Raw genomic sequence first — 12,344 nt, 5'->3', positions numbered from 1 at the left:
GTTGCTTGCATTACAAAACTGTAACTGGTCTCCTTCACCTTTTTCCCTATTGTCATACTCAGGGACCAGAGAGAAAGGACCAGCCCACATGACAATCCGATCCATCGCAACGGCCGGCATTGCCGTCGCCCTTCTCGCGACTGCCATCGCGCCGGCTTTTGCCGCCAAGGATAACGCCGGCCATGAGCGCCGTGATCCGCAGCAGCGCCTTCAGGCCATGATGACGCGGCTTGATACCAACAAGGACGGCAAGATCACGCTTGCCGAAATCCAGGCTGATGCGACGAAGCGCTTCGCCGCGGCCGACAAGGACGGCAATGGCGAGATCAGCCGGCAGGAAATGCAGGGCGTGCGCAAGGCGATGAAGGAAGCGCGCCAGGCGCTGCGCGAAGAACGGCGCGAAAAGGGGCCGAAAAATGAGGAGGCCCGCGCCGAGATGCGCGAAAAGGTGCGTCAGGCGCGCCTCGCCATGGTGCCGGGCATGGGCAAGGGAGCCTTCAAGCGCGCCGATGTCGATGGCAACGGCAGCCTCAGCCGCCCGGAGATCGACGCCCTCGTCAGCGAACGGTTCAAGCGCATGGACAAAAATGGTGACGGCGTGATCGACGCAGCCGACTTCACCCGCAAGATCTGATCGAACGATCGGCTTTGAAAGACACTCGGCCCGGATGGCTTGTGCTGTCCGGGCCGATCTGCGTTTCGGATCTGCTGCCTCAGCGCCGGCCGGAGGCCAGTGGAATGCCATCCACCAGCGGATCGACCTTGGCATAGAAGCGCGAAATGATGTCCCAGGCCTCATCGGCCGTTTCGACGAAGTGCACGAGATCGAGATCGTTCGGCGCAATCGTGCCGAAATCGGCAAGCGCCTGGAAATCGATGATCTTGCGCCAGAAGGCCTCGCCGAAGAGGATCAGCGGCACCAGCGCCATGCGCCCGGTCTGCATCAGCGTGATCGTCTCGAAAAGCTCATCCATCGTGCCGAAGCCGCCCGGAAACACGGTCACGGCCTTGGCGCGCACCAGGAAGTGCATCTTGCGGATCGCAAAATAATGGAAATTGAAGGAGAGGTCCGGCGTCACGTACGGGTTCGGCGCCTGTTCGTGCGGCAGCACGATGTTGAGCCCGATCGAAGGCGCGCCGACATCGGCCGCGCCGCGATTGCCCGCCTCCATGACACCCGGTCCGCCGCCCGTCACGACCACGAATTCGCGGTGGCCAGAGAGGGCCGAATGCTCCGAGCAGAGCCGCGCGAATTTGCGCGCCTCGTCATAATAGATGGAAGCCGCCGTCAGATTGGCGCGCTGCGTTTCGTTCTTCGCCGCCCAGGCATCGCCGCCGGGTTCGGGAATGCGCGCGCCGCCGAAGAGAACGACGGTGGACTTGATGCCGTGTTCGGCCAGCATCATTTCCGGTTTCAGCAGTTCGAGCTGCAGGCGGATCGGCCGCAGTTCCTCCCGGCAGAGGAAATCCTCGTCCGTATAGGCAAGCCGGTAGGTGGGCGACATCGTCTGCGGCGTTTCCGGCACCGCGCGGGCCCGGTGCTTGTCCTGCTGGCTGTCGGCCAGTGCGTCCCAGACGCCGTCCTTGCGGCGAAGGTTTGCCTTCTTCATGCGTGCCATGTCATCTCTTCCAGGTGTTTCCTCGTGCGTCCTTCATGACGCTTGGGGTGCCATCTAGCACTTTGGGACGGGGCTTCGAACGCCGCACCGTTCACGGTTGCGACATTTGCTGGGCCCCGCCGGGGCGCGCGCCGCAAGCATGGGGCGCACAATCTTTCGCGGGTCGCGGCTGGGCCCTCCTTCGCCGCTGCCCGAAAAGCACTTCATCTTTTCGGGTGCATGTTCTAGAGGGGTTTGACCATTTGATCAGACTATCCGTCGAAGCTTAAGGAATTCCGATGACCGCCCATGACGCCGCCACCCTGTCGCGCATCGTTGAAGACGCCTTCGAGGCCCGCGATACCATCTCCACCAGCACCCGCGGCGAAGTCCGCGATGCCGTCGAGGAAGCGCTGAACCTGCTCGACAGCGGCAAGGCCCGCGTGGCCGAGCGCGGCGAAGACGGCACCTGGACGGTGAACCAGTGGCTGAAGAAGGCCGTGCTGCTCTCCTTCCGCCTCAACCCCATGGAAATCGTGCGCGGCGGGCCGGGCGAATCGGTCTGGTGGGACAAGGTGCCCTCCAAGTTCGAAGGCTGGAGCGTCAATGAATTCGAACGCGCCGGCTTCCGCGCCGTACCGAATTGCGTTGTGCGCCGCTCCGCCTATATCGCGCCGAATGCGATCCTGATGCCCTCCTTCGTCAACCTCGGCGCCTATGTCGGCGAGGGCACCATGGTCGATACCTGGGCAACGGTCGGTTCCTGCGCCCAGATCGGCAAGCATGTGCACCTGTCCGGCGGCGTCGGCATTGGCGGCGTGCTGGAGCCCATGCAGGCCGGCCCGACGATCATTGAGGACAATTGCTTCATCGGCGCCCGTTCCGAAGTCGTTGAAGGCTGCATCGTGCGTGAAGGCTCGGTGCTCGGCATGGGCGTCTTCATCGGCAAGTCCACCAAGATCGTCAACCGCGCCACCGGCGAGATCACCTACGGCGAAGTGCCGCCCTATTCGGTCGTGGTTGCCGGCTCGCTGCCGTCCGGCGCCACCATGCCGAACGGCCAGCCCGCCCCGAACCTTTATTGCGCCGTCATCGTGAAGACGGTGGACGAAAAGACCCGCTCCAAGACCGGCATCAACGAACTGCTGCGGGACTGATCCTCATGCAGGCGGGCCACTTGTCTCCCGGCATGGGCTGGCTGCTCTTCAGCCCGTCCGGCCGGCTCGGGCGGCTCGCCTTTTTCCTCGCCTGGCTCTTCTGGCTGGCCGTCGCGGGCGTGCCGGCCGCGCAGATCGTCGCCCATCGCACCGAGGTGGTGACGCCCATGCTCTGGAGCCTCGTTTTCATTCTGGTGGCCGCCGTCTCCGTCGTCTCTCTGGTCATGCTGGCCATCAAGCGGCTGCATGACCTCAACCAGCCGGCACCGCTGGCGATCTGCCTCTTCATTCCCGCCCTCAGCCTCTTCGCCTTCGCGGCGCTGTGCCTGCTGCCCGGTACGGCGGGTGCCAACGATTACGGCCCTGCCGTAAACCAGCCGAAAACCCGCCCCTTTCACACCGGCCGCGACACCGAAGCGCCGTGACAGGCGAGGGCCGATGCTCTAGAAAAGCGGGGCCAGAAGGAATGCCCATGTCCACCACGTCGCCCTCCGATTTTTCCGCCGCCGTCTCCACCGATCCCGTCGCCAATCTCGCAAGCCTCATCCGCTGCCCGTCCGTGACACCGGCCGAAGGCGGCGCGCTCGTCGCGCTTGCCGCCATGCTGGCCCCGCTTGGCTTTGCGGTCGACCGCGTCACCATGACGGAAGAGGGCACGCCCGATATCGAGAATCTCTATGCTCGGCTCGGCACCGATGGTCCGCACCTGATGTTCGCCGGCCATACCGATGTCGTGCCGGTCGGCGATGCCGATAGCTGGACGCATCCGCCCTTCGCGGCCGAGATTGCCGGCGGCGAAATGTATGGCCGCGGCGCGGTGGATATGAAGGGTGGCATTGCCTGCTTCGTTGCCGCCGTCGCGCGCATCAAGGCCCGCAAGGGCGCGTTTCCCGGCTCCATCTCCTTCCTCATCACCGGCGACGAGGAAGGACCGGCGGTCAACGGCACGGTCAAGCTCCTCGAATGGGCCGCCGCCCGCGGCGAGCGCTGGGACGCTTGCCTTGTCGGCGAGCCGACCAATCCGAATGAACTCGGCGACATGATCAAGATCGGCCGGCGCGGCTCGGTGTCCGGCACCGTCACCGTGCATGGCGTCCAGGGCCATGCCGCCTATCCGCATCTGGCCGACAACCCGGTTCGTGGTATCCTGACGCTGGCCGAAGCGCTGATGAACCCGCCCTTTGATGCCGGCACGGCGGAGTTTCCGGCCTCCAATCTCGAGGTGACCTCGATCGACGTCGGCAATCCCGCCGTCAACGTCATTCCGGCCAAAGCAAGGGCGAGCTTCAACATCCGCTTCAACGACCGCTGGACGGTCGAAAGCCTGATGGCCGAGATCGAGGCGCGGCTGGCGCGGGCGGCAGAGGCCTCGCCGCTACGCGAGGGACGCCCCCCCGTGCGCTACACGCTCGCCTGGCGGGAGCGTCCAAGCCATGTGTTCCTGACGCGCAACAACGGCCTGATCGGCTCCCTGTCGGCCGCGGTCGAGGCGACGGTCGGCCGGGCGCCGAAGCTCTCCACAACCGGCGGCACCTCGGATGCGCGTTTCATCAAGGATTACTGCCCCGTGGTGGAATTCGGCCTCGTCGGCCAGACCATGCACATGGTGGACGAGCGCGTGCCCGTCGCTGATCTGGAAACGCTGACCCGCATCTACGAGGCCTTCATCGAACGGTGGTTTGACGATGCCGGGATTTGAGGAAGTTTCGGTCTATCTACGCGGCATCCACGCGCTGGTCATGGGACGGCGCGACGGTCTCGCCTGGCTCGACATCAGCGCCGCCGGCGTCTGGCGCTCTTTTTCCGCCATCGTCTGGAGCCTTCCGGCATTGGCCATCGGTTGGGCGTCCTTCCGGCTGTCCTACCTCTCCGGCTTTCCGGCCGGCACGTCGGTCGGCGCAAGCTTTTTCGTCAAGCTGCTGATCGTTGACATCCTGTCCTGGATCGGACCGCTCGTCATCATCGCCATCCTGTCGCGCCCGCTCGGCTTCTCCGACATGATCGCCCCGCTGATCGTCGCCTCGAACTGGTTTTCGCTGCCGGCGCTCTATCTCGGTGCCGTGCCGATCGCGCTCAATCTCATCGCGCCGCAGATGGCGGGCTTTGCCAGCTTCCTGATGCTGGTCGTGCTCTTCGGCTCAATTTTCGCGCTGTTTCGCATCGTGCGCAGCATCTGCGGCGAGCAGACTCTGCTTGCCGTCGCCCTGACGACGCTGTTCATCCTGCCCGCCGTCATCATCGCGCAGTTTCTGCAGCACGCGTTCGGACTCGGCTGAGCAAGGTCAGTCGAGGTCCGTGTCCTCTGAAGCAGGCGCCGTTCCCGCTTCGGGATAATCCACCTGCATGAAATAGAGCCCGTCCGGCGGGGCCACGGGGCCGCAGGCCTTGCGGTCGGCGGCCTCCAGCGCGCGCTGCACGTCGTCGGGCGTCCAGCGCCCTTCGCCCACCAGCTTCAACGTGCCGGCCAGCGAGCGGATCTGGTTGTGCAGAAAGCTCTGCGCGCTGGCGCGAATATGAATCTCCTCACCCGCTGCGCTGACGGTCAGCACATCCAGCGTGCGCACCGGGCTTGCCGCTTGACAATGGGCCGAGCGGAACGTCGTGAAATCGTGCCGCCCCACCAGCCGGTCCGCCGCCGCCTGCATGGCGGCAACGTCGAGCGATTTCGCCACCCACCAGACGCGGTTCGCTTCCAGCGCCGGCTGCCCGCGCCGGCTGAGGATGCGGTAGAGATAGTGGCGGCGGATCGCGGAAAAGCGGGCGTCGAAACTGTCCGGCACCGCTTCGGCATCGAGAATGGAAACGGCATCGCCGGCAAGGCGCAGATGCGCATTCAGCGCATTGGCCAGCTTGAAGGCTGACCACGGTTTGACGAGATCGACATGGGCCACCTGGCCGCGCGCATGCACGCCGCTATCTGTGCGGCCCGCCCCGCGGATCGACACGATCTCGCCGGACGCGGCCTTGACGGCAGCCTCGATGGCGCCCTGCACGGAGCGGCCATTGTCCTGCCGCTGCCAGCCGACGAAGCGCGTGCCGTCATATTCGACGATCAGCTTGAAACGCGCCATCAGCCGGCCGACCGCGCGATTTTCGTGCCAACGGGAAGCGCAGTGCCGCGCAGGAAGTCTTCCGCCGCCAGCGCCTTGCCGCCGGCCCTTTGCAGCCGCGTCAGGCGCACCGCACCGGTGCCGCAGGCAATGTCGAGCTTCTCGGAGAGGACGGTGCCGGGCGTACCGTTGCCGTCACCCAGTGTCGAGCCCAGCACCTTGATGCGCTCCGCCTTGCCGTTGATCGATACTTCGAACCAGGCGCCGGGGAAGGGGGCGAGCCCGCGAATGTGGTTGTGCACGGTCTCAGCCGGCTGGCTGAAATCGATCTCGGTTTCGGCCTTGGAAATCTTCTGGGCGTAGAGAATACCCTCTTCGGCCTGCGGGGTCAGCGGCAGGTCGTTGGCGTCGAGCCGCCCCATCGCTTCGCGCATCAGCCGGCCGCCCACCTGCATCATCTTGTCGTGTAGCTCGCCGCCCGTCATATCAGGGCCGATGGCAACGCGCTCGGACAGCGCCACCGGGCCGGTATCGAGCCCCTTGTCCATCTTCATGACCATCATGCCCGTCTCGGCATCGCCCGCCATGATGGCGCGCTGCAGCGGCGCCGCGCCGCGCCAGCGCGGCAAGAGCGAGGCATGTCCATTGTAGCAGCCAAGCGCCGTGCCCGTCAGGATCGCTTCCGGCAGCAGCAGGCCATAGGCCACGACGACGGCCACATCCGCCTGAAAGGCGCGGAACGTGGCGCGGTCTTCCTCGGCGCGGAAATTGAGCGGGGTCAGAACGGGGATGCCGAAGAGCTCGGCCGCCTGATGCACGGGGGACTTCACCGTCTCCAGCCCCCGCCGCCCGGCCGGGCGCGGCGGCTGCGAGTAGCAGGCAACGATCTCGTGCCCGGCTTCCTTCAGCGCCGCCAGCGTCGGCACTGAAAAGGCGGGCGTTCCCATGAAGATGATCTTGAGCGGCATCGGCTATCCCGTGTTTGCCCCGTTCAAACCCCTTCCGCCCCCAAGATCAAGCCTTTTTTCTCCCGCCGGAAGGCGCTGGGGCTCATGCCGGTGCCCTTCAGGAATTCGCGGTTGAAGTTCGACTTGGTCATGAAGCCCGCCTCGAAAGCCACTTGCGTCACCGCCATCTCGGTCTCGGCAAGGAGCCGCTGCGCGTGCCGCACGCGCAGCCCGTTCACATAGCCGGAGACGGAGACGCCATAGACGCGGTTGATGGCCTGCGAGACCGCGCGGGCCGGCCGCTTCAGGCGTCGGGCAAGCCGCATCAAATTGAGATCCACGTCGCGGTAAAGCTCCGTCTCGCGCATCAGCTGTTCCACCTCGGCGGCGATGGCCGTGTCCTCGCTGCTGGCATCGCTGCTCGCCTGCTCCGGCGTCTCATCCTCCGGCTCCGCCAGTGCCGCGTCCGTCCGCTCCGGCCCGCCGGGATCGGCAAAGGCGGCGGCGAGCGAGAAGAGCGCAAGGCCGATCGTCGTGCCCGTGGAGACGACAAGTCCGCTATAGCGCCCGCCCGATATGTCGAAATCGATATTGATGACGATGTCCGACAGCGCCGAAGCCACCAGCGTCCAGCCGGTGACGGTCATGGCGAGGTGCGAGGGCCCGACGCCGTCGAGGCGGGCAGTCGCCAGCCTGTCCGGCCCCCCGCGGGCCAGAAGCAGGACAGCCGCGCCATAGGCGGCAAAATCGACGATGATCAGCAGCCCCACGCCATCGCGCCAGAAAAACAGCAGGAGAATGACGGCAACCGGAAAGCCAAGATGCGGCCAGTCGGACAGGTCCGGTCGCCCGCGACCATTCGCCAACCCGCGAAAGGCGATAAAAGCGAGCGGCGGGACTGAGGTGCCGATGACGGCCATCAGCGGCAGCAGCTCCGTCATGCCGTAGCCCCAGCGCGCGCCGACCAATAGCGATTGCAGGCCATAGACGCCGTAGAGCAGCAGGAAGGCGGTCGCATCGTCGCCTCGTTCGCTCGCCCCGCGCACCAGCCGCACGGCAAAGACGAAGAGCAGGACGACGATGACAAAGGGAAGGGGGATCATCAGCACGCAGCAGGTCTTTCATCCGATAACAGGCGCGTTCTGACCTTTATCGCGATCCGGCGCGACCTGAAACACGTTCGAGGTCGCCGGTTTTGCGCTGCGGCTGGAAAAGAAAGCGGTGTTCAACCGAGCCCGAAAGGCCCTTTCATGACCGACCATCTGCCCCAGCCGCATACGCCACCCCGCCCGTCCGTCCTGCGCCGCCTCATGAAGCGCAAGGCTGTCACCATTCCCGCCGGCATCGTGCTGGCGATCATTCTGCTCGATGCCGGCAGTCAGCTCATCACCCGAAAGACGCTCGCCGCCGGCCCGCTCGACACCGCCGCCGTCGAGCGCATTGCCGTTACGGGCGCCGCCAGCCGCATCACCATCACCGCAGACCCGTCAAAGCCCTTCGAGGCGCGCCTGACGGGCGAGCGCTCCGGCTGGGGCGCTGCCTGGCGTTCGGCCTGGTTCGCCCATGACTGCACGCCTGGCGCCGCCCTCGCCATCAAGGCCGGCACGCTGGAGGTCGATACCGGCCGCGTGCCCTACGATTTCGGCCTCGATGATTGCACGCTGACGCTTTCGGCCAATGTGCGCCCGCAGGCCGCGGTAATGATCGACCAGAAGGCCGCCGCCATCACGCTCGCGGGTAACTTCTCCAGCCTCGACATCCGCTCGGATGCCGGTGATGTTCGCGTCGATGGCCACGCCGACCTCGTCTCGCTCTCCGGTGCCGCGCTGCGCGCCCGTATTGTCTTCGACAGGGTTCGCAACACAGAAACGATCCGGCTGATCGGCGCGATGATGGAGGCCGGCCTCACCTTCCCGCCGGGCACTGCCATCGCCTACCTCGTGGAAGCGACCGCCTCCTACATCGACAGCAAACTGCCCAACACCCCCGGCGCCAAGCCATCCGTCGAAATCCGTGGCGACATGGTTCACGCGACGATCCGGTAACGGGGGAGGTCGGGGAAACGTGCGAAACTCGCCCTCCAATCCAGCCAGGTCGAGGGATGGCGCATCCCGTGGACAACGGTGACGATTTCTACCCCGTAGTCGGTCGGCTCGTAAAAGGCGACATAGCGCCCTTCAACGATCATGCGGGCCTTGGGGTCGATCTCCGGCCGTCCGGCCCCCATCGCGGGGTGGCGGGCGGCCAGATCGAATTTGTCGAAAAGTCGCATCACAAGCGCGTCGGCAGCCGCCTCGTTCTCCTCAGCGATCCGAAGCCAGATCTCGCGCATCTGTCGTCCGGCGCGCGGAGAAAGGCGATAGCCAGCCACGTCTCGTCCGCAGCTCGGATTTTAGCTCATTCAGGAATTCGGCCGCATCGATTTCCCGAGGTTCGCCGCTCGCCTTGCCCGCTTCGTATTCCCGCTTGAGGAACGCCGTCTCACGGGCGCGGGCTTCCTCGCGCTGTTCCAGCAGGCGTAGACTGTCGCGCACCACCTCGCTGGCGTTCTCATAGCGCCCGCTTGCGACCAGGTCGCGCACCAACCCTTCGAAATGCTCTCCGATCGTATACCTGGATGGCATGGCAGCACCTCTCGCTGGCTTGATCCTATCAGTTTTTGAAAGGACAGCCAATTAAGCGGATCGCCTTCCAGGTCGCTCGAAGCGCTCAGATCGCCTTGGCGCCGCGGGTCTTGGAGGCCTTGGTGAACTTGCGGATCACCATGTCGCGCTTCAGCTTCGAGATGTGGTCGATGAAGAGCGTGCCGTTGAGGTGGTCGATCTCGTGCTGCAGGCAGGTGGCGAGCAGGCCGTCGGCATCGATGGTCTGCATCTTGCCGTCGCGATCGACGAATTCGACGGTCAGCGTGGCGGGGCGCTCGACCTCGGCATAGTAATCCGGGATCGACAGGCAGCCCTCTTCGTAGACCGAGCGCTCGTCGGAGGATTTCAGGATCGTCGGGTTGATCACTACCAGCGGCTGCTTGTCTTCGCCGTCCTTGGAGACGTCGACGACCAGCATACGGCGCGGCACGCCGATCTGGATCGCGGCGAGGCCGATGCCGGGCGCATCATACATGGTCTCCAGCATGTCGTCCGCCAGCCGGCGCACCGTGTCGTCCACGGTCGCGATGGGTTCGGAGACCTGCTTGAGAAGGGGATCGGGAATGATGATGATCGGCTTGATGGTCATGGCGCTCTGATAGCCGATCTTTTTTGCGGATGGAATTCGCTTCGCGTCAAAAATTCGCCGTCAAATGGCCATGCGGCAACGCTTCCGAAACAATGTTCCTGTTTTGATCTGGTTCCTGTTTGCGAATCTGCTAGGCTTTGCCGATGGAACAATCCCTTTCCCTTCATGCGCCTGTTCTCGTCGTCGGCGGCCAGACGCTGAGCCTTGGTCTTCTGCTTGCCGGAGGCCTGGCCCTTCTTGTGGTCATTCTCCTCGTCTGGCGGCTGGTGCACCGTGATTCCGGTGCCGAGGATGAGCGGCTGGCCGTGCTGCTCTCGACGCAGGCGGAGATGCAGGGACGCATCGCGGCGCTTGCCGATGTCTTCGGCACGCGGCAGGCGGAGATGAACCGCAGCATCGGCGAGCGGCTGGATGGCATGAGCGACCGGATCGGCGCGACGCTCGGCGAGCAGACCCGCGCCACCCACGACAATCTGCGCCGCCTGCAGGAGCGGCTGGCGGTGATCGATACGGCGCAGGCCAATATCCAGACGCTGGCAAAGGACATGGCGGGCTTGCAGGCCATCCTTTCCAACAAGCAGACGCGCGGCGCCTTCGGGCAGGCGCGCATGGAAGCGATCGTCGCCGACGGGCTGCCGACCGGGGCCTATGCCTTCCAGGCGACGCTGGCGAATGGCGCGCGGCCGGACTGCACGATCCGCATGCCGAACGGCCAGCCGCCGCTCGTCATCGACGCGAAGTTTCCGCTGGAGGCCTGGAACAGTTTTCGCGCGGCGACCGACCCGGAAGCTGCCCGCATTGCCGCCCAGCGCTTTCGCCGCGACATGGAGGTGCATATTCGTGATATCGCCCAGAAATACCTGCTGCCGGGCGAAACGCAGGATACCGCCTTCCTCTTCGTGCCCTCGGAGGCGATCTTCGCCGATATCCACGAGCGGTTCGAACAGGTGGTGGAACGCGCCCAGCACCAGCGCATCGTCATCGTCTCGCCCTCGCTGTTGATGCTGTCGATCCAGTTGATCCAGTCCATCCTGCGCGACCAGCGGCTTCGGGAAGAGGCGCATCTGATCCAGGGCGAGGTGCGTCACCTGATGGCGGATCTTGCGCGCCTCGACGAGCGCGTCCAGAAGCTGCGCGGTCACTTCGCCCTGACGCAGCGCGACGTTGAGGAGATCGTCACCTCCACCGAAAAGCTGAAACGGCGCGGCGACCGGATCGAGGCGCTGGAGCTGGCCGTGGAAACGCCGCCGGCAAAACCGGCCGCCGACCCGGCGCTGCCCGTCGAAGGCCGGCTCGGTGCGCTGAGGTTGAGGGTGGTTGACGAGGACTGAGGCTCTCGGGCAGTGTCCGGCCGATTGCACGGGGGAGGCGATCGACCGGGCCGGCCGCTGTTTGGCACGCCTGTCAGAGATCGGCATCCCTCCGCGCCAAACACCAATGGCAGGAACCGCCCCATGATCACCGTTTTCGGCTCCATCAACATGGACCTCATCGCCACAACCGAGCGCCTGCCGAAGCCGGGCGAGACGGTTGCGGGGTCCGGCTTTTCCACCGCCGCCGGCGGCAAGGGTGCCAATCAGGCGCTGGCCGCCCGTCGCGCCGGCGCTGCGGTGCGCATGGCCGGTGCCGTCGGCTCCGACAGCTTTGCCGAGCCGGCGCTGGCGCTGATGCGCGAGGCCGGTGCCGATCTCTCCGCCGTGAAGACCGCCGATCTGCCGACCGGCACGGCCCATATCCTCGTCGGCGGTGACGGCGAAAACGTCATCGTCGTGGTCGCCAGCGCGAACGGCACGGTCAGCGCCGACGATGCCCGTGCCGCCGTTGCCGCCATGGCACCCGGCGATACGCTGATGCTACAACTGGAGATCCCGGCGGCGAGCGTCGAAGCGGCGATTGCCGCCGCGCGCGACAAGGGCGTACGCTCCGTCATCAACATCGCGCCGCTGACCCCGGAGGCCGCCCGCCTCGGCCGCCTCGCCGATATCGTCGTCGCCAACGAGACGGAATTCGAACGCCTCGCCGGCGTCGAAGGCATGGACGGCGAACGCCGCGAGGCGGAGATGCTGAAGCTGCATGGCGAGACCGGCCAGACGCTTATCGTCACACTCGGCGCCGACGGCGTCATCGCCATCCGGGACGGGATCGTCAGCCGGGCAAAGGGTCTCGTGATCGAGCCCGTCGATACGGTCGGCGCCGGCGACACTTTCTGCGGCTATCTCGCCGCTTCGCTGGATGCCGGCATGGCGTTCGAAGCGGCCCTGCGCCGCGCCGCCGTCGCCGGATCGCTCGCCTGCCTGAAGCCCGGCGCGCAGCCGGCCATCCCGTGGGCGGCAGAGGTTGCCGATCGCGCCTGAGGGC

Annotated in this window: 15 protein-coding genes; 8 read left to right on the top strand and 7 right to left on the bottom strand. The window is 65.7% G+C overall.

Annotated features, from left to right (window positions below; genetic code table 11):
• Positions 1-88: 88 nt before the first annotated feature.
• Positions 89-634: an EF-hand domain-containing protein gene (locus F3H41_RS10715; protein WP_188129427.1), complete on the top strand. Its 546-nt coding sequence runs from the start codon at positions 89-91 to the stop codon at positions 632-634.
• A gap of 79 nt (positions 635-713) precedes the next feature.
• Here the strand turns inward: F3H41_RS10715 and F3H41_RS10710 are convergent, their stop codons facing one another.
• A complete protein-coding gene (locus F3H41_RS10710) occupies positions 714-1,619 on the bottom strand; it encodes an LOG family protein (protein ID WP_149738671.1) in 906 nt (301 codons plus the stop codon).
• 278 nt (positions 1,620-1,897) lie between these two features.
• Here F3H41_RS10710 and dapD point away from each other — a divergent pair, with 278 nt between their 5' ends.
• The 4 genes from dapD to F3H41_RS10690 are packed head-to-tail and all read left to right on the top strand — an operon-like array spanning position 1,898 to position 5,031.
• Positions 1,898-2,755 (top strand): 2,3,4,5-tetrahydropyridine-2,6-dicarboxylate N-succinyltransferase, encoded by an 858-nt coding sequence (dapD, locus tag F3H41_RS10705; RefSeq protein WP_149738670.1) that lies wholly within the window; start codon positions 1,898-1,900, stop codon positions 2,753-2,755.
• Between the two features lie 5 nt (positions 2,756-2,760).
• The gene (locus tag F3H41_RS10700) at positions 2,761-3,180 is read left to right on the top strand and encodes a DUF805 domain-containing protein (protein WP_244616165.1); all 420 of its coding nucleotides are present in this window, start codon (positions 2,761-2,763) and stop codon (positions 3,178-3,180) included.
• A gap of 47 nt (positions 3,181-3,227) precedes the next feature.
• Positions 3,228-4,454: a succinyl-diaminopimelate desuccinylase gene (gene dapE, locus F3H41_RS10695; RefSeq protein WP_149738669.1), complete on the top strand. Its 1,227-nt coding sequence runs from the start codon at positions 3,228-3,230 to the stop codon at positions 4,452-4,454.
• Complete coding sequence (locus F3H41_RS10690) at positions 4,441-5,031, top strand: hypothetical protein (RefSeq protein ID WP_149738668.1); 591 nt, start codon at positions 4,441-4,443, stop codon at positions 5,029-5,031. The genes dapE and F3H41_RS10690 overlap by 14 nt, the downstream gene beginning before the upstream one ends.
• 6 nt (positions 5,032-5,037) lie before the next feature.
• Here F3H41_RS10690 and truA read toward each other — a convergent pair whose 3' ends face one another.
• Genes truA through F3H41_RS10675 form a run of 3 tightly spaced genes read right to left on the bottom strand, consistent with a single transcriptional unit; the run spans position 5,038 to position 7,855 of the window.
• Entirely contained in the window at positions 5,038-5,826 is a 789-nt protein-coding gene (gene truA, locus F3H41_RS10685; RefSeq protein ID WP_149738667.1) for a tRNA pseudouridine(38-40) synthase TruA, read from the bottom strand.
• Entirely contained in the window at positions 5,826-6,773 is a 948-nt protein-coding gene (gene fmt / locus F3H41_RS10680; RefSeq protein ID WP_149738666.1) for a methionyl-tRNA formyltransferase, read from the bottom strand. The genes truA and fmt overlap by 1 nt, the downstream gene beginning before the upstream one ends.
• A 23-nt stretch (positions 6,774-6,796) precedes the next feature.
• On the bottom strand, positions 6,797-7,855 hold the full coding sequence (locus F3H41_RS10675) for an AraC family transcriptional regulator (protein ID WP_149738922.1): 1,059 nt from the start codon (positions 7,853-7,855) through the stop codon (positions 6,797-6,799).
• A 147-nt stretch (positions 7,856-8,002) separates the two neighbouring features.
• Here F3H41_RS10675 and F3H41_RS10670 point away from each other — a divergent pair, with 147 nt between their 5' ends.
• Positions 8,003-8,797 carry a hypothetical protein gene (locus tag F3H41_RS10670; RefSeq protein ID WP_149738665.1) on the top strand — a complete coding sequence of 265 codons (795 nt, stop codon included), beginning with the start codon at positions 8,003-8,005 and terminating at the stop codon, positions 8,795-8,797.
• On the opposite strand, the gene F3H41_RS10665 is transcribed toward F3H41_RS10670, so the two are convergent.
• The 3 genes from F3H41_RS10665 to def all read right to left on the bottom strand — a co-directional run bounded on the left by F3H41_RS10665 (position 8,779) and on the right by def (position 9,986).
• Complete coding sequence (locus tag F3H41_RS10665; RefSeq protein WP_149738664.1) at positions 8,779-9,123, bottom strand: type II toxin-antitoxin system RelE/ParE family toxin; 345 nt, start codon at positions 9,121-9,123, stop codon at positions 8,779-8,781. The genes F3H41_RS10670 and F3H41_RS10665 overlap by 19 nt on opposite strands.
• A complete protein-coding gene (locus F3H41_RS10660) occupies positions 9,056-9,376 on the bottom strand; it encodes a type II toxin-antitoxin system ParD family antitoxin (protein WP_149738663.1) in 321 nt (106 codons plus the stop codon). The genes F3H41_RS10665 and F3H41_RS10660 overlap by 68 nt, the downstream gene beginning before the upstream one ends.
• Before the next feature lie 85 nt (positions 9,377-9,461).
• On the bottom strand, positions 9,462-9,986 hold the full coding sequence (def, locus tag F3H41_RS10655; RefSeq protein WP_149738662.1) for a peptide deformylase: 525 nt from the start codon (positions 9,984-9,986) through the stop codon (positions 9,462-9,464).
• A gap of 143 nt (positions 9,987-10,129) precedes the next feature.
• On the opposite strand from def, the gene rmuC reads away from it, so the two are divergent.
• Positions 10,130-11,317, top strand: coding sequence for a DNA recombination protein RmuC (gene rmuC / locus F3H41_RS10650; protein ID WP_149738661.1), 1,188 nt, complete (start codon positions 10,130-10,132; stop codon positions 11,315-11,317).
• Between the two features lie 123 nt (positions 11,318-11,440).
• The gene (locus tag F3H41_RS10645; protein ID WP_149738660.1) at positions 11,441-12,340 is read left to right on the top strand and encodes a ribokinase; all 900 of its coding nucleotides are present in this window, start codon (positions 11,441-11,443) and stop codon (positions 12,338-12,340) included.
• Positions 12,341-12,344 lie beyond the last annotated feature (4 nt).

The organism is Rhizobium sp. RU20A (assembly GCF_900155885.1).
Lineage (GTDB): Bacteria > Pseudomonadota > Alphaproteobacteria > Rhizobiales > Rhizobiaceae > RU20A.
This window is presented reverse-complemented; position numbering and strand designations above follow the sequence as displayed.